A 25,682-nucleotide genomic window follows, 5' to 3' on the forward strand; every position below is an offset into this window, starting at 1 on the left:
ACGTGCGTGCGTTGTCGGACCCGCGTAAAGTGCCTGCCGCTTTGCCGCTGACCGCCCGAGCCCCCAGAATCGCCCGGTTTTGCCGGCCTCACGGGAGACCCGTCCTCAGACGGGGAGCACCTCCACGTCGAACAGCGACCGCCACCGGTAGCGCCGGTCACCCCAGACGAACGTCCGGCGCGCCAGCGCGTACGCGAGGAAGAGCGGCGCGACGAGCACGGCCGGACCGGCGAGCAGGAACGTCGCCCGCCGGACTCCGAACCGGGCGTACACCGCGGCCGAGATCGCGGTGACGAGCGTCACGCCGACCACCGGCGCGAACAGACACAGCGCGGCGAACGCGGCCGCAAAGGCGACGTCGAACGCGGCCGCGCGGGGCGTGTGGAACCGCATGATGTGGACGAACCGGACGAACCGCTCCACCGATCCGCGGAAGGAGCCGCCGCACGGGACGGTCCGCGTCCGGCCCGCGGCCGTCACGTCGAGGTACTCGGTGAGGGTCCCGTCGTCGCTGACGGTCCGGCGGAGGTCCGCGAGGAACGCCGCCTCCGGGTCGGTAGCGTCCGCGTCGGCGTCCGCGGCGGCGTCGGAGAGCGATCCGGGACGACCGAGGTCGTCGCGCTCGAAGACGACCGCGCCGCCCCAAGCGATCCCGCCGGCGAACACCGCGGCGGTCCCGCCGATCGCGTACGCGGGCTCGAACAGGCGGGCGAGGGGATCTTCTCCGACGAAGACGGGGACCTCCGTCGTCGGCCCCTGTCGCTCGTAGTCGGCGTCGAGCGTCGCGAGCCAGTCGTCCGGGTGCGCGAAGTCGTCGTCGGTCCAGACGATCCGGTGGTGTTCGGCCGCCTCCATCCCCGCGGCGATGGCGTTCGCCTTCCCGGAGCACCCCTCGGGCTCGCCGGCGAGGACGATCCGGACGCCCTCCGGGGTCGTTTCCCGGCGATCGGCGACCGGGTCGTCGTCGGTGTCGCAGATCACGAGCAGTTCGTCGCGTGCGCCGAGCTGTCCGGCCACCTCGTCGCAGGCGTCGGCCCAGCGCACGGTGGGGAGGAGAACGGAGGTCGGCGGGCGGTCCTGGTCCGTGCTGGTCACGCCGACCGCTTCGCGCGGGGGACCCATAAGTGGTCAGCCGGTCGGCCGCGCGTCGACGCCCGCCGATCTGGCACGCCCCGCCCTCACCGACACTCGCGCGTGCCGAGTTCCACGACCCGCGTCTCCCCGTTCTCGTCGTTCCCGGATACGTCGACCTCGACCGACGACACCGTCACCGATTCCGTCTCCCCGCCGGAGAAGCCCGTCGCGCGGTCACAGAGGTGCGCGAGCGTCGCGTCGACGCGATCGGTGTCGTCGGCCGACAGCAGGGAGAAGTGCTTCCGCCAGCGGGCGGTCGGGTACCCCCGAGCGTCGGACGGGGGACGATCCGTCGCGACCGGGTCGCCGTACAGCGCGTCGATCCGGTCGCCGTCGGCGGTCGTCGCCGTCGCGAGCACGAGGTCGTCGGTCGACGGCGGCTCCGGCGCGAACATGTCCCAGTCGCTCTCGGCCGGGTCGGACACCGCCGCGACGGGCTCCCGCACGTCGACGACCCCGAGTCCCATGGCGGTCCACGCGAGCAGCGAGACGAGGAGCACGGTGGCGACGGCGGCGACGACGCGGTCGCGGATCGATCTGTCGGGGACGACACCGGAGAGCGTGGCGCCTCCGAAGCCCCGATCGGCGGCGACCGATCCTCCGGCTGGCGGTTCGGAGATCCCATCGAGCGCCGACCGAAATCTCTCGATGGCCGGCGCGGCCAGCGACTCGATCCGGTCCCAGACGAACGGCGGGAAGAAGGGCAGCAGGGCGGTCGCCGACACGACCGAGAAGATGCCGATCTGGAGCGTGAACGCCATCGAGAGGTGGGCGGCGACGAGGGTTCCGGCGAGCCCGGCCCGGACCCGGCCGGCGGCCGCGACGAGGAGCGGCGAGGCGACGAGCAGCGCGAGCCAGCCGTACGTGGCCGCCGCGAGCAGCGCCGGGCTCTCCGGCATCAGCCCCCCGAGCGGGCCGCGGAGGTACGTGAGCCGGAAGACGGTCTCGACCGCCTCGCCCGCGGGCCACGCCTCGCCGCGGAGCTTCACGACCGCGTTCGAGACGTACACCGCGAGGACGGCGGTCAGCAGGAGGGCCGAGGCGGGGCCGGCGACCCGGGAGCGTTCGGTCGGGAAGCGTTCTCCCGGGGCGTCCCCCCGTCCCCGCCCCCGGACCGCGTCCACCGACCACCGCGCGCCGAGCGGGCACAGCAGGCCGGCCCCGAGCAGCTGCCAGAGCAGCGTGTCGCCGGCGTTGAGTACGAACGGATTCCGGGCCTGCAGCGACGCGAGCAGGACCAGCGAGCCCGCGGCCGCGAGCCGGGCTCGGTAGCCGACCGCGAGCGCGACGGCGGCGACAACAGCGACGAGGAACAGCAGCACGACGGCCCACGCGCCGCCGGAGAGCGTGTAGAGCGAGAACCGGGCGGCGAGCGGGTACGACTCCGCGAGCAGCGAACGGGGGAGCACGCCGGCGTCGGTGTAGAAGGCCGTCAGGTTCCGGGCGCGCAGCGCGAGGTCAATGAGGAGGACGACGCCGAGCGCGACCCGGAACGCCGCGAGCGCGCGCACGTCGATCCCGATTCGGCGTCGGAGCGCGGCGGGGAGGTGTTCGGCCACGATGGTGACGACTCCCCGAGCGGCGAGGATAGGTCTTGCGGCGGCGGGAAAGAGGGGAGAGGAGAGACGAGGAAAGGGACCGGCACCGCCCCACCGCTTTCCGCGCGCTTATTGGGGACGCCGCGCGACCCCCGCGTATGCGCGTCATCGCTCACGGCGGCGCCGGAGGGCGCCCGGACGAGCCGGCTCCCAGACAGGCGACGCTCGACGAGGCGACCCGCCGCGGCGTCGACGCCGACACGCCCCTCGACGCGGTCGAGGCGGCGCTCGGCGTCCTCGAGTCGAGCCCGCGGTTTAACGCCGGCCTCGGCGGCGCGGTCCAGTCCGACGGCGTCGTCCGCACCGACGCGGGCGTGATGACTTCGGACCGGGAGATCGGTGCGGGCTGCTCGATGCCCGGCGTCGAGCACGCCGCGAGCGTCGCCCGCGTCGTCCACGCCGAGACGCCGCACATCTTCGTCTCGGGAGAGCACGCGGTCGCCCTCGCCGACGAGTTCGGGATCGAGACCGACGTCGACCTGCTCACCGACGAGACGCGCGAGCGGTACGAGGCGGAGGACCCGCCGCGGGGCGGCCCCCGCGAGCACCTCGACTGGCTCGCGACGCGGTTCGGGGCCGGCGACGATCAGGCGGGAGAGCGGTCGGAGGCCGGCGGAGGGGATGAAGACGAACCGGGCCGCGCCCCCGACCACGACACGGTCGGCGCGGTCGCGACCGACGGCGAGGCATTCGCGGCGGCGACCTCCACGGGCGGCCGGTCGTTCGCGCTCGCGGGACGCGTCGGCGACGTGCCGCAGGTCGGGTCGGGCTTCTTCTGTACCGAGGCCGGCGGCGCGAGCGCGACGGGAGCCGGCGAGGACATCGCGCGCGTGACGCTCTCGCGGCGGGCCGTGGAACACCTCGAAGACGGGCTCGGGGCGCGGGAGGCGGCCGAGCGCGCGATCGACGAGTTCGAGTCGGTCACCGGCTCGGGCGCCGGGGTCATCGTCCTCGGCGACGAGGGGGCCGGGAGCGCCTTCAACACGGACGGGATGCAGACGAGCGCGTCCCGCTAGCGTCGACCGCCGGACGGCGCACCGGGCCTTTTGGTGGTGCGGCCCGTCGGCGATCGTATGCGCAAACGGAACGACGGAGCCGAGACCGGAGACCCGAGCGCCCCCGGCGGCGAACCCGCGGACCGAACGGAGGGCGGCGAGGCGTGACCGCGACGGCGGAGCCGCTCACCTTCGGCGTACTCGGCACGGCGGGGATCGCGCGGAAGGCGGTCGTGCCCGCGATCGCGGCCAGCGACCACGCCGTCGGCGCGGTCGCGTCCCGGGACGGCGGGCGCGCGGAGCGGTTCGCGGAGGAGCACGGGATACCGCGGAGCCACGGCTCGTACGAGGCGCTGCTCGAAGACGACGGGATCGACGCGGTGTACGTCCCGCTCCCGAACGGGTACCACGCCGAGTGGACGAAGCGGGCGGCCGACGCGGGGCTCGACGTGCTCTGCGAGAAGCCGCTCGCGGTCGACGCCGCGGAGGCGCGCGAGGTGACCGACCACTGCGACGACCGGAGCGTCGTCCTGATGGAGGGGTACATGTATCGATACCACCCCCGAACCGAGCGCGTTCTGAAGCTGATCGAGCGGGAGCTGGAAGACGTGCGCACGGTGACCGCGACGTTCCGGTTCCCGCTGTACGACCGGCCGAACGACGTGCGACTGAACCCCGACCTCGCCGGCGGGTCGCTGATGGACGTGGGGTGTTACCCCGTCTCGCTCGTCAGGGCGGTGCTCGGGACGCCGGACCGGGCGTACGCGCACGCGAACGACACCCGCGACGCCGGCGTCGACACGGAGCTGGCGGGCGTGCTGGAGTACGACGACGGACGGTCTGCGCGGGTCGCCTCCGGCTTCGACACGCAGCTGGTCCAGCGCTACCGGGTCGACGCGACCAACGGCTGGATCGCGGTCGAACGGGCGTTCGACGCGCCGGACGACGAGCCCGTCGAGCTGACCTACGAGATCGACGGGCGTCGCGGCGTCGAGACGTTCGGCCCCGTCGATCAGTACCGGCTGCAGGTAGAGCACTTCGCCGACGGCGCTCGCCCGCTGACCGACGGGGAGGAGGCGGTCGCGAACATGCGGGTCATCGACGCGCTGTACGAGAGCGCCGGCGGCGGCGGATCGGTGGCGATCGAGTGAGCGGGTCGGTCGGTTCCGCCGACCGCGACCGAATCCGTTTCCGACCCCACCGCCGCACGTCGGCTGCTCCGTCCCCCGGGGCGAGCATTTATGCGCTCTCGCGACCGATAATGCGTATGAGTCCCACTACTGCGCCCGGCGATTCGACCCCCGACGCGGGCGCCCGTCGCCCCGTCGAGCTCGCGGACGAGGGCGAGCTCGACGCGTTCGTCGCCGACGCGGACGCAGCCGTGGTCGAGTTTTACACCGACGGCTGCGGCATCTGCGCGAGCATGGAGCCCGTCCTCGGCAACGTCGCCCGCGAGCTCGACGTCGCCGTCGCCACGGTGAACCCCCGCGACGACCCGCCCCTGATCGAGCGGTTCGACGTGCGGAGCGTCCCGCTGTTCGTGCTGTTCGTCGACGGCGAGCCGGTCGCGCGCCGCGCGGAGGGGTTCGTCCCCGGCGACGAACTCACCGCGTGGATCGCGGACCGCGTCGCGTGACGGCGGGTCAGACAGTACAGCCGACGCTGTCCGGCGAGGAACGATCTGGGAAAACCAGTTTCGCGTCGTCTACAACGACGACGAAGTCGCCTAGAGGCGACCGACGTTTTCGACGGCGACGGACTCGACGCCGTCGACCTCGTCGAACGCTTCTTCGACCGCCTCGGTGCCGCCCGCGCCGTCGGGGACGATGACGGTGGGCATGAGGGCGACGAGCCCGAACGCGACATCGTCGCGCTGGAAGCCGCGGATCTTCGCGCCCTGCGGGAGCGACTCTTCCAGTCGGTCCTGCAGGTCGTCGAGGTCAACGTCGGGGCTGTTCGGCATGACCTTGATCTTGGCGGCGACGTCTCCCATTGTTAGGGCCCTCGGAAGCCGCAGTCGGGGCACTCGTAGAGGTTGCTCTGCTTCCGGCACTTCGCACACCGGTGGATCGTCTCTCCGCAGTCGGGGCAGGAGAACCGCGCGGCGTTCATCCCGGCCACCTGAATGCCACAGGAGACACACTGCCGGGTGCCCTGCGTTTCACTCTCGCTCATACAGTGAACCACCACCGCGCGACTTTTAACCGTTGTTCTTTGCCCTCGCTCTCCGTACGGCTGAGTGAGACGCGGTACCGCGGATCACCCGAGGATAAGCGGCCCGATCAACACACCCATCAAGTGCACCCGCCGCGCGCCGACCCGCGGCGGGACGAGCCCCAGCGCCCCGGCGACGACGAACACGCCGACGCCGAACGGGCCGGCGAACGCGTACGAGATCCCCGCGAGCAGCGCCAACACGCCGACCGACAGCCGCGTGTAGTCCGCGTTCCCGACGACCCGGAGGTAGGCGTCGCCGACCAGCAGCACGAGCGCGAACCCGCACGCCGCGGCGGTCGCGGCCGCGACGAGGAGGATCGGGAGCGCGAAGGGGACCTCGGCGCGGTCGATCGCGACGGTCACGCCCGTTCGCGGCGTCCCGAGCGCGACGAGCGCGAACAGCGCGAAAACTGTATTCGCCGTGTTCGCGCCGCTCGTGGCGACGACGAACCCGCGGTCCGACTCCTCGCGCGGGACCGCCGGCAGCGCCGCGACCGCCGCGATGGCCGCGGAGACGCCCGGTACGTATCCCACGACCGCCCCCGCGAGCGACCCGCCGCCCGCGCTGGCACCGAGCCCGCGGCGGCTCATCGCGATCCGCGCGTCGGCCTGCGGCGGCACGCCGCCGCCGCCCATCGCGTCGACGAGCACCGGAGCGCCGAACAGCCCGGCGAAGAGCGGCGCGAGGACCCCGCCCGCGTCGAGCGGCGCCGCGGGGTCGGCGTCGAGCGTCGCGAGGCCGAGCGCGGCGCTCGCGAGGAAGGCGACGAGGCCGCCGAGCGCGGCCCGCTTCGACGACTCGGTGAGGACGAGGAAGGCGACGACGCCGCCCAAAAGCAGCGGGAGGTGGTCTCTGACAGCAGGGTAGCCGCGGATCATGACCCACGTGATCGGGATCGCGAGCGGGACCGCGAGGGCGACCGCCAGTCCCGATCCGACTGCGGACAGCCGGATCGCCTCGCGGCCGCGCCCGGCCACCACGAGCCGATGGCCCGGCAGCGCGGCGACCGCGGTGGCCGCGTCGGGGACCCCGAGCGCGAGCGCGGGCACGATGTCGAGGAAGGAGTGGACCACGCCCGCCCCGAGCATCGCGACGCCGACGAGCAGCGGGTCGGCCGACACCGAGGGGGCCAGTCCGGCCAGAAGCAGGGCGAAGTTGTTGGCGTGGAGCCCCGGGACGAGTCCGCTCGCGGTCCCGAGCGCGACGCCTCCGCACAGGAACGCCAGCGCCGCCGCCGCGAACCCCGGCTCGACGACCGGCCGCACGAGCGCGTCCATCGCGACGAGGTGGCCGCGGCTTCGAGGATAAACGTGGGGAGCGGTCTCCGACCGACGGCGCCAGCGACGGCCGCGGCTCGACGGGAGCGAAACGAACCGGTGAGAACTCGAAGCCGCTTACGCTTTCTGGGCCGCCTGCGACTTCTTCTGAGTGACGTAGCCGGCGATCCGGTTACGAACGCCCTTCGACTCGACGGTCGTCAGCGTGGTGACGCTCTCCTTGTTCGTCTCGAAGTCCGTGTTGAACGAGTCGGGGTACCGCTCAAGCAGGACGTTCCCGAGCTGCTTGATGTACTTGGGTTTGATGGCCATACCGAGCGATACCGCCGGCCCGAACTAAAAGGGTTCGTTACGCCGCGAGCGGGCCGCAGGCGCGCTCGCGTCGATCGACTTCAGCGTCCACGGTCACTCCTCGTCCCCGTCCGCCCGCTCTCGCCACCCGGTCACCTCGCCGATCCGTGCGAACGCCTCGCGCTCGGCCGGCCCGCCGCACCGCTCGACCACGTCTGCGAAGTACCGCAGCCGGTCGAGAAGTTCCGCCGTGTCGAATTCCGGTACGTCCAGCCGCGAGGCGGCCACCGTCGCGTCGATAACGGCCCCGAACCCGCGGTTCACCGTCGGGACGCGCTCTCTCACGACCGCGTGCTCGACCGGGTCGAGCGCCCACGTCCGGATCGTGGTGTCGCCCTCGACGTCGCTCGCGACCTCCTCGGCGGTCACCTCGACCCACGCGTCGGCGGTCGGGAGCACCGGCTCGTCGACCTCGCGGACCGTCAGCGCGGCGTCGACGAACGTCCGCGGATCGGTCGTGAACTGCACGACGCCGCCGCCGCGCTCCGCGAAATTCCGCCGCGTTCGGGTGCGCCCGTACGTCCGCGCGGTGACGGGGTCGCTCGGATCGTCGGGCGCGTGGAGCCCGAGCGCCGCGACATTCCAGCGGTCGTTCGGCCCGAGCGTCGTCACGACCGACTCGGTGACGCCGCGGAGGGCGACCGGCCAACCGGCGGGCGTGACGGTGTCCGCGGTGTCGCGGTCGGTGCCGTTCACGGTCCCACCTCCGCCCCGCGCCGGAGGGCGACGTACAGCGCCGCACAGGTGAGGTCGGCGGTCGTCCCGGGGTTGATCCCCTCGTCGACGAACGCGGCCGCCAAGTCCTCCGCGGCGTCGAGGTCGGCGTCGTGAACCGCGTCGGCGTCGTGAACCGCGTCGGCGTGCGCGCCGGAGCCTCCGCCCGCGCCGCCCAGCACCGCGGCCGCGCGCTCGCTGGCCTCGCGGGCCGCCTCCGGACCGTGGGTCGCCGCGACCAGCGTGTCGGGTTCGGTCGCGAGCAGGCCGAGGAACGCCCGGGCCGCGCGGTCGGTCAAGGGACCCTCGTCGCTCCGTATCCACTCGGCCGCGCGGAACGTCCGCGGGAACCCCTCCACCCACTCCTGCGCGTTGCGGTCGGGAATTCTGGGTTTGGAAGGGTCCGCGGAGAGCGCCATCACGTCCCGAAGAGTTGCGCTCCGCTCCCGGAGCGCGGGGGCCGCGTCGCTCCCGCGGCGCACGTCGAGGTCGGCGGCGTCAGCCGGCGGGTCCCCGACCGCGACGTCGACGTGCTCGAACGCGCGGTAGAACGCGACCGCGTCGTCCACGGTCGTCTCTCGGGCCACCCGGTCGACGTTCGCTGGAGAGAGCCCGTCATCGGACCCCTCGCCCCCAACGGTCGCCCGTACCAACGGAACGAGCAGGAGGAGACAGCCGAACTGGGTGTTCGTCCCGGCCCGCGCCGCCATCCCGGCGACGCCGCGCTCGAAGGCGCGGCCGATCTCCGTCTCCCCGTCGGCGGCCAGTTTGAGTCCCTCGCGGGCGCCGACCGCCCCGCCGAGGAACGCCTCGAACCGGAGGTCGTCGAGGTCGCGGCGCCGGTCGACGTTGCCGGGCTTCGGGGTCCCGGCCACCTCCAGCAGGAGCGCGAGGGTCGCGTCGTCGACGGGGGTCGGTGTCACTGCGGCGCCTCCGGCGGGACCGCCTCGCCCCCCGCGAGGAGTTCCCCGTCTCGCCACGCCTCCACCGCGTCGGCGACTCGGGAGAGGACCGCCGGACGCTCGCTCGGCCGACCGACGCTCACGGCGTCAGCCCCGTACTCGGCGTACTCTGCGACGGTCTCCCGGCCCCGAACGCCGTTGTTGGCGATGACGGTGAGGTCGTCGCGGGGGCGCTCGGCCTTGCCAACCGTCCGGCCGGCGATCAGCTCCGAGACGACCGCCTCCGAGTCCATCGCGTCGACGTGGAGCCAGTCAGCGCCCGCGTCGGCGACCGCGTCCGCGACGGCGACGAGGTCGACGCCGGGGACCTCGGCGCGCACTTTCACGCTCGTCGTCGCGCCGGTCTCGGCGGCGGCGGCCACGTACTCGGCCAGTCGGTCGGTGTCCCGGAGGAGCGACTCGCCGCAGCCGACCGCGCGCAGTTCCGGCTGTCGGCAGTGCGCGTTCACCTCGCAGACCGCGTCGCGCTCGGCGCAGACCGCCGCCGCCTCGCGCACGGGGTCGACGGTCGCGCTCCGGACGTTGACGCCGGGGCGGAGGGGGGCGTCGGCGAGCCGGCCGAGCTGCTGGTCGATCCACGCGAGCGGGTCCGCGGGGAGGAACTCCGAGCGGTCGCGGGCGACGAGGTCGCGCGCGGCCGCCCGACTCGCCGGGTCGAGCGCGATCCCTCCGAGAACCGCGGCGTCGACGTGCGGGGCCGCGGTCCGCGCCCAGTCGGCGTCGGCCGCGCCGCTGAGGCTGGCCGCGACGAGGAACGGGTCGTCGTCGGATCCGCGGTCGCTCACGAGACCGCCTCCAGCGCGCGCTCGCACGCCAGAGCGACGCGCTCCGCGTCGTCCGCGCCGTCGATGCGGGTGTCGGTGCGCTCGACGTGGCGGTCGGGAAGCTCGGTCGGATCGTCGTCGTCGAGGACGAGCGCGTCCGCGAACGGGTACGCGTCGGCGACGCCCCCCGTGGAGGGCTCGCGACCGACGCCAGCCATCAGGTCGGCGGCGGGACCGGAGTAGACCTCGTCGCCGACGAACGGGGAGACGGCGACCACGGGTGTCGTCGACAGCGCCGCCTCGACGCCCGGGAGCGCGAGCATCGGCCCGACGCTCGTCACGGGGTTGGAGGGGCCGATGACGACCGGCTCGGCGAGCGCTTCACGGACCGCAGGGGTCGGCTCCGCCTCCGACGCGCCTCGGAACTCAACGTCCGCGACCGCCGGTCCGCCCCGGCGCGCGACCCAGTACTCCTGGAAGTGGATCGTCTCGCCCGCCTCGGTGCGGATCAGCGTCGCAACCGGGTCATCGGACATCGGCAGGAGGTCGATATCGAGGTCGAAGGCGTCCGCGAGGGTCCGGATCGCCTCGGTGAGTGATCCCCCCTCGTCGAGGAGGCTCGTGCGCGTGACGTGGACCGCGCGGTCGCGGTCGCCGATCTCCATGAACTCGCCGACGCCCGAGAAGCGCCGCCAGCGGGCGATTTCGCGACCCGCCGTCTGCGCCTCGTCGTCGAGGTATCGGGGTCCCGTTTCGAGTCCGGCCGCCTCCGCGAGGCGGCGGAGTTCCTCGTGGGTCGCCGTCGTGTCGTCCGCGATCCCCCACCACGTCTCGCGGTCGAGGACGCCGCCGCCGGCGAACAGCACGGTGTCGACGTCGGGGCAGACGAGGTGACCGCCGAGCTCGATGTCGTCGCCGGTGTTGGCGACGACCGCGGTCTCCGCGGGGTCCCACACGCGGGTCGCCCCGTCGAGGAGCTTCGGCGTCCCCGTGCCGCCGGCGAGGAACGTGACCATACGTCCGCAAGGCGGCGCCCCGATTTGTATCCTCGGCTCCGCGGACGCCCGGCGTCGGCGCTGGCGGGAGCCCGGCGTCGGCTCCGCGGATGCCCGGCGTCGGTCCAGCGGATAGCCGAGTCCCGTTGCGCTAGGACGCATCCCTCGGGGCCCGCGAGGGGCGGTCGGTCGGACGCGCTGTACCGGTCCGCTACGCCGGTTCGTCTCCCTCGGGCTCGGTCCGCCAGCCGCCCTTCAGCGTGACGTACCAAACCGAGGCGCCGGCGAGGACGAAGACAGCGGCCATGTACGGGATGATCGGCAGTTCGACGCCGACGAAGTCGAGCACCGTCCGGAGCTCGTAGACGATCACGCCGAAGATCGCGAGCGTCACGAGGAGTCCGCCGCGGGTCACGTCGACGGTCATCGGACCACCTCGACGAGCGCGGCCGACGCGTCGCCGATTGCACCGAGCAGCGGGGTCGCCGCGTTCGCGAGGGCGTCGAGCGCGGGCGCAAGCCACACCGGGTACGTGCCGACGCCCGGCCCGAGCAGCCCGCCGCGGTTGATGATCGCCGCCAGCGGGAGCGCATACGCGAGGACGACCAGCGTGACCGCGATACCGACCCACAGGCGGAGGTTATCGAGCACGCGCGGCGCGTCGTCGGGTCCGGACAGCGCCGGCGGCAGCGTCTCGGCGAGCCCGGAGACCTTCGGGTTCCCCATCGTGAGCACGAGGTTCCCGATGAACAGGACCGTCGAGACGAACAGCAGCGTTCCGCCGATCGCGATCTGGACGTTCAGCTCCTCGAACCCGCCGAACATCGTCGGGTAGTCGAACCCGGAGTACTCCGGCTCCGCGGTCCGCCGCGGGACGCCGAGGATTCCCTGCGCGTGCATCGCGTTCGACATCAGCCCCATGCCGACGAACCAGACGACGACCTGGACCAGCCCGATCGTTCGGCTGTAGATCGGCTTGTTGGTGATCTGCGGCCAGAGCCAGTAGGTGGCGGCCATGAACGTGAGAGCCACCGCGGTCCCCACGGTGAGGTGGAAGTGGCCGGGAATCCAGATCGTGTTGTGGATCATGTAGTTGATGTTCATCCCGGCGTTCACCATCCCGGAGAAGCCGCCGGCGGCGAACATCAGTCCCGCGAGCATCATCCCGGTGAACGCCGGGTCCCGCCACGGGAGGTCGGTGAGCCAGCCGAGGAGGCCGGTCCCGCCGCGCTGGCGGGCGCCGTACTCCACGCTCGCGACCACCGTGAACGCGGTGAGCAGGCTCGGCAGCAGGAGGAAGAACGTGTTCGTCATCGAGATGAACTTGAACCCCTCCGCGATCCCCGGATCGAGGTACTGGTGGTGAATCCCGACCGGGGTGGAGAGGAGCAGGAACAGCACGAACACGACGCGGGCGAGCGGGTCGCTGAACAGCCGCCCGCCGGCTAGCTTCGGGAGGACGGTGTACCACAGCAGGTACGCCGGCATCAGCCAGAAGTAGACGACGGGGTGGCCGAAGAACCAGAACAGCGTCCGGGTCAGCGTCGGGTTCACCTGATCGATCAGGCCGAGCGACCACGGCAGCAGGAAGATGAGCACCGACGCGGCCACGGCCGAGGACGCGATGTACCACATCGCCATCGTCGTCAGCACCATGAACGTCTGCAGCGGAATCCGCTCGTCGGGGTTGTCGCGCTTCCACGCGAGCCACGTCCGGAAGTAGTCGGCGCCGGCGATCCACGACCCGACGATGAAGACGGCGAGTCCCGCGTAGAACAGGGGGTGCGCCTGGAGCGGAGCGTAGAAGGTGAAGAGCACGTCCGCGCTCATGTCGATCGCGTCGGTGAAGCCGGCGAGGATCGAGATCCCGGTCATCGTCATCCCGGCGGCCATCAGTCCGTACCACGTCCACGTGATCCGGATGTCGATCAGCGGTCGGTCGAGGCTCCGCACGACCGCCCAGGTGAACAGCCCGACGAGGAAGAACGTCGTGAAGCTGAGCGCGAGGAACACCCCGTGTGCGGTGAGCGACGTGTAGTAGTCGGTGGAGGAAATGACTCCGCGGAAGACGCCGGTCCGGTGGAGCGTCTGGATGATCCCGAAGATCGCGCCGAGCGTGAGCGCGAGGAACGACCCGAGCAGCGCGGCGCGGACGACCCGCGCCTCCTCGGGGAACCTGTCGGCGAAGGTCCGGTCGCCCTCGATCGCCTCGCTCATTCGCCGTCACCCCCGTTGGTCCGATCGTCGAACTCAGACTGGCTCACGACCTCCAGTTTGCCCTCCATCGCGTGGTGGCCGGCGCCGCAGTACTCGTTACAGACGATGCCGTACTCGGCCGGACCGTCGGTCTCGACGGTGATCTCCGAGACTTCGCCGGGTATCACCATCGTGTTGGCGTTCGTCCCGACGACCTCGAACCCGTGGATCACGTCCCGGGAGGTGACGTAGAACGTCACCGTGCTGTTTTCGGGCACCACGATCGGATCGGGCTGGAAGCCGAACTGCCGTGCGACGACGTACGCCGCGTACTCGTTTTCGCCGACCTGTTCGACCCGGGGCTCCGAGAACCGCTCGTCTTCGTCGAGCGCGCCGGCGTCGACCGCCGGCTCGCTGTCGCTCACCATCGCGACGCCGGGACCGACGGCGCCGTAGGTGACCGACCCGAGGAGGAACAGTATCAGGAGCACCGACGCCGCCAGCCAGATTTTCTCGTAGGCGTGAATGTGCATGTTGTGATCACCCCACGACGACCAGATCGCGGCCGAGGAACTCGATGTAGTAGATGTACACCCACGACAACACCAGAATCGCGAAGTAGATCGCGATGAGCGTGAGCGTCCCGATCGGATCGAATTCCTCGATGTCACCGCCCACGTCGTCTGCGGGAGCGTGTGCTGTCTCGTTTCGGCCCATGGGCCGTCTTGTCGGCAAGGAACCATATAACGTCCACCCGTTCTCGGACCCTGAAAACACGGATATTATATATGTCCCGCGGACCGTTGGTTCCGACATGAACGTCTCGGTTCAACAGGCCGTGCTCCTCGTGCTCGGGGGACTCATCCCCGTGGCGGTGTTCATCGCGGATCGATCGGAAATCGTCGTCGCGGTCTCGCTGGTGAACGTGCTGCTCATCTGGGCGAGCCTCCGGGTCGCGACCGGCGGGAGCCTGCCGGGGATCGGCGGCGGCGACGGGGCGGCGGACCCCGAACAGACGTAGTCGACCGGAACGCACCGATCGAAACGCGGCGCGTCAGGGCCGCGACCCCCTCCTGCGGAACGACGGAAGCGAACACGCATGCCACCCTGTACACTCTGTGACCTGCCGACCGGGGACGACCCTCACGCGGCGCCGGACGTCGACGGCGAGTTCTGCTGTCGGGGGTGTCTCGCCGTCGCGCGGTCGCTCGGCGACGCCGAGGGTGCGGACGGACCCGACGGGGGACTCGACGAGGTCGAGGAGCGGCGGCCGGACGCGACGCCGGACGACGAGTTCGACGGCGAGACGGCGTTCCTCCACGTCGACGGGATGCACTGCGCGACCTGCGAGTCGTTCCTGGAGATGACCGCGGGCGAACAGCCCGGCGTGGCGGCCGCGGAGGCGAGCTACGCCACCGACACGATCCGGGTCGACTACGACCCCGAGGTCGTCGACGCCGACGACCTCCCCGACCGCCTCTCGGTCGCCGGCTACTCGGCGAGCCACCGCGCCGACCCCGACGCCGAGGGCGACGACGCCGTCGTCCGGTTCCTGATCGGCGGCGGCTTCTTCGGGATGATGGCGATGCTGTGGTACGTCGTCTTCCTGTACCCCACCTACTTCGGCTACGAGCCGTTCCTCGATCTGGGCGGGGTCTCCGGGCTCTACCTGTTCACGCAGATCTGGGTGTTCGCCTCCATCGTCCTGTTTTACACGGGATACCCCATCCTGCGGGGCGCCTACGTGAGCCTCCGGGCGCGACAGCCGAACATGGACCTGTTGGTGTCGCTCGCGGCGGTGAGCTCGTACGCGTACAGCACCCTCGCGATGTTCCTCGGCCGGACCGACCTCTACTTCGACGTGACGATCGCGGTCATCCTGGTGGTCACCGCCGGCAACCACTACGAATCGCTGATCAAGCGGCGCGCGACCGGCGCCCTCTCGGAGCTGACGACCGCGACGGATCGGGACGTCCGGACCGAGGCGGGCGAGACGGTCGCCGCCGACGCGGTGGACCCCGGCGATCGCCTGCTCGTGCGCCCCGGCGAGCGCGTCCCGTTCGACGGGACCGTCGTCGAGGGGACCGCCGCGGTCGACGAGGCCTTGGTCACCGGCGAGTCGCTCCCGGCGACGAAACGCGAGGGCGACGCGGTCCGCGGCGGCACCGTCGTCACCGACGCCCCGGTCGTCGTCGAGGTGGGCGAGGGCGCCGAGAGCACCCTCGACACGCTCGTGCGGATGCTGTGGGAGATCCAGAGCTCGCGGTCCGGGCTCCAGCGGCTCGTCGACAAGCTTGCGACGGTGTTCGTCCCCCTCGTCGTCGCCGTCGCGGTCCTCGCGGCCGGCGCGACGCTCGCGCTCGGCGCCCAACCCACCGAGGCGGCGCTAGTCGGGCTCACGGTGCTCATCGTCTCGTGTCCGTGCGCGCTCGGGCTCGCGACCCCCCTCGCGGTCGCGGCCGGGATCCGGGACGCGGCCCGGCTGGGGATCGTGATCGTCTCCGACGCCGTCTTCGAGGAGGCCGCCGACGTGGACACGGTCGTGCTCGACAAGACCGGCACCCTCACCGACGGGGAGATGCGGCTGCTCGACGCCGAGACGGACGGAGCGGACCGAGAAACCGTCCGAAAACGGGCAGCGGCGCTGGAGCGCGCTTCGGTCCACCCGATCGCAGAGGCGATCGTCGCGGGGGTGGCAGGGCGCGAGCCGGAACGCGACGGATCCCCCACCGGCTCCGGCGCGCCGCCGGCCGCCGCGCCGACCGACGGCGGTACGGCGGTCGGCGACGGCGACACGCCAGCCGACCGCAGTACGGCGGCCACGACCGACCCGTCGCGCGCTCCCGCCGCGAACGTGACGGTCACGGACAGAGGGGTCTCCGGCCGGATCGACGACGACGAGGCCGTCGTCGGCCACCGTTCGCTGTTCGAAGGCGACGCGTGGACCGTGCCCGAGTCGCTCGACGCGGCCGGCGAGAAGGCCCGCGAGGCGGGTCGCGTTCCCGTGTACGTCGGCTGGGACGGGGGCGTCAGGGGGGTGCTCGTCGTCGGCGACGAGGTGCGCGACGGCTGGGAGGCGGTCGTCGAGGAACTCGCGGCGGACGGTCGCCGAGTGGTCGTGCTCACCGGCGACTCGCGGGCCGCGGCCCGGCGGTTCGAGGAACACCCCGACATTGACCAGACGTTCGCGGAGGTCCCGCCGGAGGCGAAGGCGGAGACGGTCCGGCGGCTGACCGCGACCGAGCGCGTCGCGATGGTCGGCGACGGGAGCAACGACGCGCCCGCGCTCGCGGCGGCCGACATCGGCGTCTCGGTCGCCAGCGGGACCGATCTGGCCGCCGACGCCGCCGACGCCGTCCTGCTGGAGGACCGGCTCTCGGCGATCCCGGAGCTGTTCGCGGTCACCCGCGGGACGAACCGCCGGCTCAAGCAGAACCTCGGGTGGGCGTTCGTCTACAACGCGGTCGCGATCCCGATGGCCGTCTCGGGGGTCCTCAACCCGCTCTTCGCCGCGGTCGCGATGGCCACGAGCAGCCTCCTCGTCGTGTCGAACTCCGCGCGAGTCGTGTACAAGGGCGAGTAGCGAGCGCTCCAGTGGGCGCGTCACTCGTCGGCGCCTCCCCGATTGCCCGGGAGAAGCCGCCGCGCCAGCGCTCCGAGCCGCTTGTACGCGAGGTTGACGTACAGCCCCGCGAGGAAGACCGTGCCGGCGACGAGCGGAACGTCGGCCGCGCCGTCGCCGAGGATGACGCCCGACAGGAGGTAGATCCCGACGCCGAGCGGTACGGCGGCCGGCAGCCGGAAGTTGTACCGGAGCACGTCGCTGACCGAGCTGTCGAACTCCTCGATCAGCGCCGTGAAGACGAACCCCAGCGCCCCGAACAGGCTGAACGCGTACACGTACGGCGGGACGATCCCGTCGGAGATCCGGCTCAGCTCAGAGAACGGAATCTCGTAGGCGACGACCGTGCCCGCCACGAGCAGCGTCATCAGGAGCAGGTCCGCCGCGACCACGGCGAGCCCGGCGCGCGACCGGTACCACACGCGTCGGGTCCACTCGCGGCCGGCCGACGGTCGGTCCGACGAACCGGCGTCTGCGGACCGGTCGTCGCCCGCGGACCGGTCGTCGCCCGCCCGCCGTCCCTCCGGACTGCCGACCGATCGATCCGTCATCGGTGTGAATTGTTAGCGTGTGATAATGAAAGTACCCCGGCCGCAACCGCGCCCGCCGCGGTTGGCGGTATTCGCTACGCCGTCGCGCCGACGTGCGGTTTCACCGCGCGCACGATGGCGTCCACGTCGTACTCGTCCTCCGTCTTGTCGAAGACGACCTCGCCGTCGGCGCGCACGACGAACACGCCGTCGTCGCCCGTCACCAACGCGACCTCGTCGATCCGCTCGCCGAACTGCTTGAGGATGGCCGCCGAGACGTCTTGGGCGCGGTTCAACATGCCGCACGGGACGCAGTACTCGACTTCGATGCGGGTCATACGGGGAAGCGTAGAACGCGAGCGGTGTTAAAATGGGGCGTCCAACCGACGTCTCTCCCGGACCGTCGCGCTCAGACCACGAGCGCGTCGAAGACGACGGCGAACAGCAGGAGGCCGAGGTAGGCGTTCGACGCGTGGAACGCCCGGAACGCCGCGTCCTCGCTCTGCTCGTAGTGGAGTCGGACGACCGTCCAGAGGAACAGGGCGCCGACCGCGACGCCCACGACGGCGTAGAGCGCGCCGAGCGGCTCGGCGACGGCCGCGAGCGCGACGGCCGCGACGAGCGTCGCGCCGAGGTACCAGACGATGTGCCGGCGCGTCGTCGTCTCGCCGCGGACCACGGGCATCATCGGGAAGCCGCCGCGCTCGTAGTCGTCCTTGTAGGCCAGCGCGAGGTTGTAGAAGTGGGCCGGCGTCCACAGGAAGATGATCAAGGCGAGCAACAGCCCGCCGCCGCCGATCTCGCCGGTCACCGCGGCCCAGCCGATGAGGGCCGGGAGCGCGCCGGCGGCCCCGCCGATCACGGTGTTTTGCACCGTGTTCGGCTTCAGAACCAGTGTGTACACGACGCTGTAGAACGCGATCGCGATCAGCCCGAGCGCCGCCGTCAGCGCGTTCACCGTCCAGAACAGACCGACCGAGACGAGCGTGAGGAACCCCCCGAACGCGAGCGCGCGGGACACCGGCACGAGGTCCGTCGCCAGCGGGCGGTCGTTGGTGCGCTGCATCCGCTTGTCCACGTCGCGTTCGAACACGTGGTTGAACGTGCCGGAGGCGCCGATCGAGAGCGCGCCGCCGACGAGCGTCGCGGCCACGACGCGGGGGGTGAACCCGGGGGCGCCTTCCGTCGCCACCGGCTCCGCCAGCGCCATCGCGGCGGCGGCGACCAGACAGAGCAGCCACATCAGCCGCGGCTTCATCAGCCGGAAATACGCCGCCGCGGTCGCCTTCAGCCGCGGACCGGTCGCGGTCGGAACGTCGGGATCGGGGACCTCCTCAACCGGCGGGAGGTCGTCGGTCCCGGACTGGAAGTCGTCCGGGGCGTCGTCCGGGTCCCCGGTCTCGGCTTCCAACCACCACGCGAGCCCGGCGAGCACGGCCGCGAAGATGGCCACGCCGAGGAGGAGGTGGAGGGAGCCGAGCGCGGCCGGGAGCCCGCCGACCGCGACGAGCGCGCCCACTCCGGCCTGCGCCGGGTACACGAACAGGGCGAGAGTAAGCGCGGCCCGAATCCGGCGGCTCGCGTCGTCGCGCCACGCGAGGGCGGCCGAGAGGGCGACGAGCGTTCCGACGACGACGGCGAGGAGCCGGTGGCCGAGCGCGACCCACCCGGCGGTCTCGGCGGGGAGGGCGGTGCCGTCGCCGCAGGCGGGCCAGCCCCCGCATGCCGCGGCCGCCTCCGTGAGGGAGGTGGTGGCGCCGACGACGATGAGCAGGTACACGCCCATCGCCGCCGCCGCGAGCACCGCGGGGAATCGGTCGGGTATCGTCACTTGGCCGCTCTTAGGAACCGACCCATATAGGTTCCGCGCTTCGTCGTATTATCGGCGTCCGCCGCCTCGTGGCTCCGCTCTGTCGCGGCGCGGGCGTCGTCGCTACGTCGCGTCGCGGTCGGACCCCCGCCGCTGCAAGATCCGATCGACGATGTCGCCGCTGGAGAGCAGTTCGTCCTCGTACCGGGGGTCGCGGGCCGAGGCGCGCTCGACCCGGCAGTCGATGCCGCGCTCCGCGAGCGCGTCTGCGATGTCGGCCTCGTCGTGGTGCTGGTCGTAGCCCAACACGATCACGTCGGGATCGAGGCGCTCGATGGGGACGAACACGTCCTCCGGGTGGCCGAGGTGCGCCTCGTCGACCGCGTCGAGCGCGGCGACCATGTCGCGGCGCTGCTCGGCACAGAGGATCGGCGCCGGCTTGTGCGTGACGTTGGCGCGGCGGGCGACGATGGCGTGGAGCTCGTCGCCGTACGTCGCGGCGTCCTCCAGGTAGTGGACGTGGCCGGGGTGAAGCAGGTCGAAGGTCCCCTGTGCGACGACCCGCGTCATCGGAACCACGAGAGGAAGCCGCCGCCGTCGCGTCGCTCCTCGCCGATCTCGCGGTCGATATCCTCTTGCGTGAAATCGAAGAAGTGCTCGTCGGGGACCTCCACGTCGAGCACGTCGAGGGTGGTCTGGTTGCCCTCGTTGTCGAACGCCTTCCAGTCGCCCCACCCGTAGGGCGCGCCGACGATGATGTGGACCCGCCCCTGCCCGAACGTCGCGAGGTCGGCGTCACTCGGCCGGAGGGCGCCGTTCGGGTGCGAGTGGACCGAGCCGACCGCGCGCATGTCGTTCGGCTTCATGTGCGTGCGGACGCTAGCGCTCGTCGGGTTCGACTCCGTGCCCGGAATGACGAGCACATCGGTGATCACCTGTCCGTCCCGGTCGAGGTCGAGCTTCCGGGCGTCGTCCGCGCGGAGGAACCCCATGTACTCGTCGGGGTGGCTCTCCTCGCTCGCCTCGAGGACGAACTCCATAGTCTCCCGGGCGATCCCGAGGAGCTCGTCCGAGCGGAACAGTCGCATACGCGACGAGAGACGCCGTCGCCCCATATGGATTCCGGACCGCGGGGCGGCGGCGGTCCCCGCCGAGAGCGCGGTCGGAGCGCGTCTCCGGCGGCGTCTGAGCCGCGACCGACGACGGCGGAGACGCAAGAGAACAGGCTTAACACCGGCCGTTCCCGATGAGCGTCCATGAGCAAGAACACCGCCGGGGATTCCGGCACGCGGGGCGATTCGAGCCCCGAACCCGACGCCGACGCGGCGGAGGGGGCGGCCGACGACCGGCCGACTGTCTACGATCTGGCACCGGACTGCACCCTCGAAGACGCCGAGGCCGACGCGCTGTACCACGCCGAGGTCAACGGTGTCGTCGACTACGGGATCTTCGTCGACGTCTCCGACGCCCTCTCGGGGCTCGTCCACGAGTCGAACCTCGACAGCACCTACGCCGTCGGCAACCGGCTGGTCGTCCGGCTGACCGAGGTGAAAGAGAACGGCGACGTGGCGTTCGACGACGTCGACCTCGACGACTACCGCACGGAGACGGTCGCTCACGAGCCGACCGTCTCCCGCATCCGCGGGCTCGCGCCCGGCGACGAGGTCACCGTCGAAGGGGAGGTCGTGCAGGCGAAGCAGACGGGCGGCCCGACGATCTTCGCCGTCGCGGACGCCTCCGGCGTCGTCTCCTGTGCCGCCTTCGAGGAGGCCGGCGTCCGGGCGTACCCCGAGGTCGAAGTCGGCGACATGGTCCACGTCAGCGGGACGATCGAGACGCGCGAGAACGCCCTCCAGCTGGAGGTCGACTCGCTGAAGCGGCTCCCCGAGGAGCGAGCGACCGAGGCCCGCGAGCGGTTCGAGGCGGCTCTCGACGAGCGCGCCGAGCCCGCCGATGTCGACCCCCTCGTCGAGTGGGAAGCGTTCGAGCCGATCCACGACGACCTCCGCGAGCTGGCGCGGCTGCTCCGTCGAACCGTGCTCTCCGGGCGTCCGATCCGCGTCCGGCACCACGCCGACGGCGACGGGATGTGCGCCGCGATCCCCGTCCAGCTCGCCTTAGAGAACTTCGTCTGTGACGTGCACGAGGACCCGGACGCGGCCCGACACCTGTTCAAGCGGCTCCCGAGCAAGGCGCCGTACTACGAGATGGAGGACGTGACCCGCGACCTGAACTTCGCGCTGGAGGGGCGCGCCCGCCACGGCCAGAAGCTCCCCTTCCTGCTGATGCTCGACAACGGGTCGACCGAGGAGGACGTGCCCGCCTACGAGAACCTCGCGCACTACGACATCCCCATCGCGGCCGTCGACCACCATCACCCCGACCCCGAGGCGGTCGAGCCGCTGCTCGACGCCCACGTGAATCCGTACCTCCACGGCGAGGACTACCGGGTCACGACGGGAATGATGTGCGTCGAGCTCGCCCGGCTGATCGACCCGTCGATCTCCGGCGAGCTCGAACACGTCCCGGCCGTCGCCGGGCTCTCCGACCGGTCGAAGGCGGAGGCGATGGACGACTACGTCGCGCTCGCCGAGGACGCCGGCTACGACGAGTCCGACCTGCTCGACATCGGCGAGGCGCTCGACTACGCCGCCCACTGGCTGCGCTACTCCGAGGGGAAGACGCTCGTCAACGACGCCCTCAACGTCGGCTGTGAGGACGAGGAGCGGCACGAGGAGCTGGTCGAGTTCCTCTCCGAGCGGGCCGACCGCGACGTGCAACGCCAGCTCGACGCCGTCGACGACCACGTCGACCACGAGCGGCTCGCCTCCGGCGCGCACCTCTACCGCATCGACCTCGACGAGTACGCCCACCGGTTCACCTACCCCGCGCCCGGAAAGACGACCGGCGAGCTTCACGACACCCGCGTCACTGAGACGGGCGACCCCGTCATCACCATCGGCTACGGCCCCGACTTCTGCGTGCTTCGGTCCGACGGCGTCCGGCTCGACATCCCGAACATGGTGACCGAACTGAACGAGGAGCTTCCGGAGGCGGGCGTCTCGGGCGGCGGCCACCTTGTCGTCGGCTCGATCAAGTTCGTGAAGGGCCGACGGAGCGCCGTTATCGAGACGCTCGTCGAGAAGATGGCCGACGCAGAGATCGACGAGGCGCTCTCGTCGACGGTCGCGATCGACGACTGAACCGGGTCCCGTCGATCAGTTTTTCGAGCGCTGCTACGCGAACGCCACCTCCCTGCGAGCGACGGCTCCGGCGCCCGCGAGGGCGACTCCCAGTCCGCCGAGCAACCCGACCGGCAGGTGGACCCCGCCGCCGCGCCAGTCGGCCGCGTACGCGCGGGCGTAGAACTCCGCGACCGATTCGTCTTCGACCGCGAGCAGCACCTCCCGGTTCTCCGTCGCCGCGCCCTCGTTCCAGTTGAGGCTGCCGACGACGGCGGTGTCGTCGACGACGAGCCCCTTGGCGTGGACCTTCCCGAACCGGCCTCGCGGCTGAGCGATGGCCACCTCGATCGGCTCGTCGGCGAGTTCGTCGACGAGCGCGCGGTTCGTCTCGCGGTCGTACCACGCGCCGGACAGCAGGAGGTGAACGTCGACGCCGCGGTCGGCCGCCCGCCGGAGCGCACGGACGATCCGGTTGTCCGGTCCGCCCGTCCGCGGGACCACGCCCAACACGCGGTCGTCGGCGGCGTCGATCCGTTCGACCAGGCGGTCGGCGGCGTTGCCCGGGGTCGTCAGGAGTTCGACGTCCGCGGTCGTCGCACCCGGCGGCTCGAACCGCGTCGGATACGACCCGTTCGCCGTCCCCGACTCGTGGAACTCGGTGTCGGTCCGGAACGCGCTCCACGACCGGGCGTCGGGCGCCGTCGCGTCCTCGCGAAAGAGGGCGGCGAGGTCGTCGGCCGCGGTCTCGGAGTCCGCCTCGCGTCCGTTCGTCACCACTCCCCAGCCGCGGTTGGTCCGCCCGCCGGTCCCGGACGCCTTCCAGTTCTCCGTGAGGACGACCGCGCGGTCGTCGGCCACCGCGTACTTCGCGTGGTGGAAGCGGAACCGCTCGGGGTCGCCGTCGAGCACGCGGACCTCGACCCCGGCGGCCGCGACCCGGTCGAGAAAGCGGGCGCTCCGCGCGGAGAACCCGCCGACCGGCGATCCCTCGACGAGAACTCGCACGTCGACGCCGCGACCGGCGGCCGCGACGAGCAGGTCGGCGACGCGGTCCGACTCGAGGGTGTAGCCGGCGAGCAGCAGTCGGTCGTCGGCCGCGCGGAGCGGTTCGACGGGCACACTCGGGCTGTCCGGCAACACGAACGGCGTCACGGTCGCGTTCTCGGTGCGCGTCGCCGTCCGCGGGTCGTGGCCGCGCGCTCGCCACTCCCCCCAGTCGACGCGCCAGCGGTGTCCCTCCGGGGCGCGGTCGTAGGCGACGGTATCGACCGCAGCCCCGTTCCGTCGAAGTTCGATCCGGTCTCCGGCGGCCGACAGCGGGAAGTAGCCGTTGAGCGCGCGGAGCTTGGCCGGACCGCGATCGACGCTCGCCGCCTCGTCGTCGAGCAGCGCCGTCGTGTTCGCGGGGTCCATCGACAGCGCCACCCGGCCGCTCGCGTTCGCCGGGAGCCGCGTCTCGTGGTAGCCGTCCGAGAGCGACCAGTTCCCGCGCTCGGGGAGGCGCACGACGAGGTACTCGCCCCGGTTCTCCGCCGCCGTCGGGTTCGGAAACAGCTCGACGATCCGCGGGTCGGCGGTCGGAGCCGTCCCGTTGCCCGTCTCCCCGACGGCCCCCATCTCGACTCCGGCGTCGTCGATCCCGTCTCCGGGATCGGCCGCGACCGCGGTCGGCACGGTGAGCGTCAGGACGACGAGAAGGAGCGCGACGGCGGCGACGGTCCCGACGCTACCGACCGACGGGTCTCCGGGGAGCGTCAGGGTCGACGACACGCGGGGTCTGCCCGCGTCGTCGGGTAAAAAATATCGTCCGAATCCGGGTCGCCGTCAGGCGGTCGGTGCCGCCTCGTCGAGCGCGCGCTCGGCCTTCTCGGCCTCGGTGGAGACGATGAAGGAGTGCTCGTCTCCGTACTCGGCGACCGCTTCGAGCGCCTTGCGCGTGCCGATCTGGCGGAGCGCCCAGCCGGCGGCGGCGCGCACGTCGTCGGAGTCGTCCTCGGCGAGCGCGTCGGCGAGCGGATCGATCGCGCGCGTGTCGCCGATGAGCCCGAGCGCACGGGCGGCGTGGGGACGCACGAGGTCGGCGGTGTCGCTCTCGGGATCGAGCTCGTTCGCGAGCGGCTGGACCGCCTCCACGGCGCCGATCTCACCGAGGGCTTTGAACACGACCTTCTGGAGCTGCGGGTTCGACTCCTCCGGGACGTACTCGACGAGGGTCTCCGTCGCCTCGTCGGCCGCCATCTTGCCGAGGATGCGGATCGCCGGCTGGTCGCGCTTCTCGGCGCGGCCGAGCAGCTCCTCAACCGACGCCTCGGTCTTCCCGCGTTTCCCCATGCGTTCGAACGCTTCGAGGCAGTGACGCTCCATGAAGTCGGACTGCAGCGAGTCGAGCGCGAGCAGGATCATGTCGACGTTGCCGCGCGCCTCGTGTTCCTTCAGCGCGGCCCACTCGACCGGGAAGTCCTTGTAGTGACCGAGCACGTCGTAGTACTCCTGCGCACGGAGCTGCTCGTGAGTCTCGAGGTCGTCCCACTCCTCCGCGTCGTCGAGCCCCGCTTCGAGCCCGTCGGTCGCGTCGAGGAGCGCCGCGATCGTCTCGGCGTCGTCGTCGGGATCGAGACCGGCGTCTGCGACCGCCTCGGCGACCGCGTCGAGCGCCTCGACGAGATCGTTGAGGTCCTCATGCTCGGTGGACGCGTCGACGGCGACCGACTCAGACGCCTCCTCGACGAAGGCGTCGACCGCGTCTGCGGCGTCATCGCGCCCGTCTGCGGTCCACTCGGTGTCTCCGAGCGTCGAGGCCGCCGCTTCGATCGCGTCGATCACGTCCTCGGCGTAGGGTCCGCGGGCCTCCTCGACGCCGTCCCGGAGCTCCGCGATCCGGTCTTCGAGGCCGCCGCGCGGGTCGTCGGCGTCCTCCTCGTCCTCGTCAGGCTCGGGGAGATCGGCCTCGTCGAGCCCTTCTTCGGCGTCGTCGAGGAGCACGTCGACGTCGTCGAGGTCAGCCTCGGTCTCGGCGTCGTCGAGGCGGTCCGCGATCTCGTCGAGGTACTCGTTCAACGAGTCCTCGGTCGCTTCGTCGGGAAGCGTCGGCGCGGCGTCCGTCGACTCGCCGGCACCGCCCGCCTCCTCCGCGTCGTCCGCGGCGTCGGCCCCCTCGGAGGCGTCGGCCGGGTCGTCGTCGCCGTTGCTCATACACCACAAACTGCACGCGTACTCCATTAAGACGTTTTCCTTCGCCGGCGACAGCGTCGACCTCGCCGCCGGAGTATTTTAAGGGTGCAAAAAATATTTTCATTACTCAGAATTTGTGTTTCGATAGTGGGAACTGTTA

The 25,682-nt window shown here is 71.7% G+C and carries 27 protein-coding genes; 6 read left to right on the top strand and 21 right to left on the bottom strand.

The features are described 5' to 3' along the window. Positions 1-105 precede the first annotated feature (105 nt). Positions 106-1,122 (bottom strand): glycosyltransferase family 2 protein, encoded by a 1,017-nt coding sequence (locus ESO89_RS00915; protein ID WP_128903809.1) that lies wholly within the window; start codon positions 1,120-1,122, stop codon positions 106-108. A gap of 56 nt (positions 1,123-1,178) precedes the next feature. Beyond that, positions 1,179-2,693, bottom strand: a complete 1,515-nt coding sequence (locus tag ESO89_RS00920) for an HTTM domain-containing protein (RefSeq protein WP_241686084.1) — start codon at positions 2,691-2,693, stop codon at positions 1,179-1,181. 137 nt (positions 2,694-2,830) lie between these two features. Here ESO89_RS00920 and ESO89_RS00925 point away from each other — a divergent pair, with 137 nt between their 5' ends. The 3 genes from ESO89_RS00925 (at position 2,831) to ESO89_RS00935 (ending at position 5,363) form a co-directional block, all read left to right on the top strand. Then, positions 2,831-3,748, top strand: coding sequence for an isoaspartyl peptidase/L-asparaginase (locus tag ESO89_RS00925; RefSeq protein ID WP_128903811.1), 918 nt, complete (start codon positions 2,831-2,833; stop codon positions 3,746-3,748). Between the two features lie 143 nt (positions 3,749-3,891). Further along, positions 3,892-4,878 (top strand): Gfo/Idh/MocA family protein, encoded by a 987-nt coding sequence (locus ESO89_RS00930; RefSeq protein WP_128903812.1) that lies wholly within the window; start codon positions 3,892-3,894, stop codon positions 4,876-4,878. A 116-nt stretch (positions 4,879-4,994) separates the two neighbouring features. Continuing rightward, complete coding sequence (locus ESO89_RS00935) at positions 4,995-5,363, top strand: thioredoxin family protein (protein ID WP_394345362.1); 369 nt, start codon at positions 4,995-4,997, stop codon at positions 5,361-5,363. Between the two features lie 90 nt (positions 5,364-5,453). Here the strand turns inward: ESO89_RS00935 and ESO89_RS00940 are convergent, their stop codons facing one another. The 12 genes from ESO89_RS00940 to ESO89_RS18350 all read right to left on the bottom strand — a co-directional run bounded on the left by ESO89_RS00940 (position 5,454) and on the right by ESO89_RS18350 (position 13,921). Continuing rightward, positions 5,454-5,720 (bottom strand): elongation factor 1-beta, encoded by a 267-nt coding sequence (locus ESO89_RS00940; protein WP_128903814.1) that lies wholly within the window; start codon positions 5,718-5,720, stop codon positions 5,454-5,456. Positions 5,721-5,722: 2 nt separating this feature from the next. Then, a complete protein-coding gene (locus ESO89_RS00945) occupies positions 5,723-5,902 on the bottom strand; it encodes an HVO_2753 family zinc finger protein (RefSeq protein WP_004047107.1) in 180 nt (59 codons plus the stop codon). A gap of 84 nt (positions 5,903-5,986) precedes the next feature. Beyond that, a complete protein-coding gene (locus ESO89_RS00950; protein ID WP_128903815.1) occupies positions 5,987-7,222 on the bottom strand; it encodes a tripartite tricarboxylate transporter permease in 1,236 nt (411 codons plus the stop codon). Positions 7,223-7,339: 117 nt separating this feature from the next. Continuing rightward, positions 7,340-7,534 carry a 30S ribosomal protein S17e gene (locus tag ESO89_RS00955; RefSeq protein ID WP_127118462.1) on the bottom strand — a complete coding sequence of 65 codons (195 nt, stop codon included), beginning with the start codon at positions 7,532-7,534 and terminating at the stop codon, positions 7,340-7,342. Positions 7,535-7,627: 93 nt separating this feature from the next. Beyond that, on the bottom strand, positions 7,628-8,269 hold the full coding sequence (locus tag ESO89_RS00960) for a DUF447 domain-containing protein (protein WP_128903816.1): 642 nt from the start codon (positions 8,267-8,269) through the stop codon (positions 7,628-7,630). Next, a complete protein-coding gene (locus ESO89_RS00965; RefSeq protein WP_128903817.1) occupies positions 8,266-9,210 on the bottom strand; it encodes a triphosphoribosyl-dephospho-CoA synthase in 945 nt (314 codons plus the stop codon). Before ESO89_RS00965 ends, ESO89_RS00960 begins: the two co-directional genes overlap by 4 nt. Then, the gene (locus ESO89_RS00970) at positions 9,207-10,034 is read right to left on the bottom strand and encodes a tRNA-dihydrouridine synthase (RefSeq protein ID WP_128903818.1); all 828 of its coding nucleotides are present in this window, start codon (positions 10,032-10,034) and stop codon (positions 9,207-9,209) included. Before ESO89_RS00970 ends, ESO89_RS00965 begins: the two co-directional genes overlap by 4 nt. Next, a complete protein-coding gene (cofD, locus tag ESO89_RS00975; protein ID WP_128903819.1) occupies positions 10,031-11,029 on the bottom strand; it encodes a 2-phospho-L-lactate transferase in 999 nt (332 codons plus the stop codon). The genes ESO89_RS00970 and cofD overlap by 4 nt, the downstream gene beginning before the upstream one ends. Before the next feature lie 190 nt (positions 11,030-11,219). Then, positions 11,220-11,435, bottom strand: coding sequence for a CbaC protein (locus tag ESO89_RS00980; protein ID WP_128903820.1), 216 nt, complete (start codon positions 11,433-11,435; stop codon positions 11,220-11,222). Next, positions 11,432-13,225: a b(o/a)3-type cytochrome-c oxidase subunit 1 gene (locus ESO89_RS00985; protein WP_128903821.1), complete on the bottom strand. Its 1,794-nt coding sequence runs from the start codon at positions 13,223-13,225 to the stop codon at positions 11,432-11,434. The genes ESO89_RS00980 and ESO89_RS00985 overlap by 4 nt, the downstream gene beginning before the upstream one ends. Then, entirely contained in the window at positions 13,222-13,737 is a 516-nt protein-coding gene (locus ESO89_RS00990; RefSeq protein ID WP_128903822.1) for a cytochrome c oxidase subunit II, read from the bottom strand. The genes ESO89_RS00985 and ESO89_RS00990 overlap by 4 nt, the downstream gene beginning before the upstream one ends. 7 nt (positions 13,738-13,744) lie before the next feature. Next, positions 13,745-13,921, bottom strand: a complete 177-nt coding sequence (locus ESO89_RS18350) for a hypothetical protein (RefSeq protein ID WP_164932724.1) — start codon at positions 13,919-13,921, stop codon at positions 13,745-13,747. A gap of 97 nt (positions 13,922-14,018) precedes the next feature. On the opposite strand from ESO89_RS18350, the gene ESO89_RS00995 reads away from it, so the two are divergent. Both ESO89_RS00995 and ESO89_RS01000 read left to right on the top strand, forming a co-directional pair. Then, positions 14,019-14,225 (top strand): hypothetical protein, encoded by a 207-nt coding sequence (locus tag ESO89_RS00995; RefSeq protein WP_128903823.1) that lies wholly within the window; start codon positions 14,019-14,021, stop codon positions 14,223-14,225. A 78-nt stretch (positions 14,226-14,303) separates the two neighbouring features. Further along, positions 14,304-16,787 (top strand): heavy metal translocating P-type ATPase, encoded by a 2,484-nt coding sequence (locus tag ESO89_RS01000; protein ID WP_128903824.1) that lies wholly within the window; start codon positions 14,304-14,306, stop codon positions 16,785-16,787. Positions 16,788-16,807: 20 nt separating this feature from the next. Here ESO89_RS01000 and ESO89_RS01005 read toward each other — a convergent pair whose 3' ends face one another. From ESO89_RS01005 to ESO89_RS01025, 5 genes are all read right to left on the bottom strand, one after another. Beyond that, positions 16,808-17,377 (bottom strand): hypothetical protein, encoded by a 570-nt coding sequence (locus ESO89_RS01005; protein ID WP_128903825.1) that lies wholly within the window; start codon positions 17,375-17,377, stop codon positions 16,808-16,810. 74 nt (positions 17,378-17,451) lie between these two features. Then, positions 17,452-17,694, bottom strand: coding sequence for a SelT/SelW/SelH family protein (locus ESO89_RS01010; protein WP_128903826.1), 243 nt, complete (start codon positions 17,692-17,694; stop codon positions 17,452-17,454). 71 nt (positions 17,695-17,765) lie between these two features. Further along, positions 17,766-19,187 (bottom strand): heme o synthase, encoded by a 1,422-nt coding sequence (locus ESO89_RS01015; RefSeq protein WP_128903827.1) that lies wholly within the window; start codon positions 19,185-19,187, stop codon positions 17,766-17,768. Positions 19,188-19,289: 102 nt separating this feature from the next. Next, the gene (locus ESO89_RS01020; protein WP_206731711.1) at positions 19,290-19,736 is read right to left on the bottom strand and encodes an adenylyltransferase/cytidyltransferase family protein; all 447 of its coding nucleotides are present in this window, start codon (positions 19,734-19,736) and stop codon (positions 19,290-19,292) included. Then, positions 19,733-20,254, bottom strand: a complete 522-nt coding sequence (locus tag ESO89_RS01025; RefSeq protein ID WP_050026215.1) for a Mov34/MPN/PAD-1 family protein — start codon at positions 20,252-20,254, stop codon at positions 19,733-19,735. Before ESO89_RS01025 ends, ESO89_RS01020 begins: the two co-directional genes overlap by 4 nt. A 168-nt stretch (positions 20,255-20,422) precedes the next feature. On the opposite strand from ESO89_RS01025, the gene ESO89_RS01030 reads away from it, so the two are divergent. Next, positions 20,423-22,369, top strand: coding sequence for a DHH family phosphoesterase (locus tag ESO89_RS01030; protein WP_128903829.1), 1,947 nt, complete (start codon positions 20,423-20,425; stop codon positions 22,367-22,369). A 33-nt stretch (positions 22,370-22,402) separates the two neighbouring features. On the opposite strand, the gene ESO89_RS01035 is transcribed toward ESO89_RS01030, so the two are convergent. Both ESO89_RS01035 and ESO89_RS01040 read right to left on the bottom strand, forming a co-directional pair. Then, entirely contained in the window at positions 22,403-24,121 is a 1,719-nt protein-coding gene (locus ESO89_RS01035; protein ID WP_241686085.1) for a phospholipase D-like domain-containing protein, read from the bottom strand. A 54-nt stretch (positions 24,122-24,175) separates the two neighbouring features. After that, positions 24,176-25,543, bottom strand: a complete 1,368-nt coding sequence (locus ESO89_RS01040) for a HEAT repeat domain-containing protein (protein WP_128903830.1) — start codon at positions 25,541-25,543, stop codon at positions 24,176-24,178. Positions 25,544-25,682: the final 139 nt, after the last annotated feature.

Origin of the sequence: Halorubrum amylolyticum (genome assembly GCF_004114995.1) — an archaeon.
Classification (GTDB): Archaea; Halobacteriota; Halobacteria; order Halobacteriales; family Haloferacaceae; genus Halorubrum; species Halorubrum amylolyticum.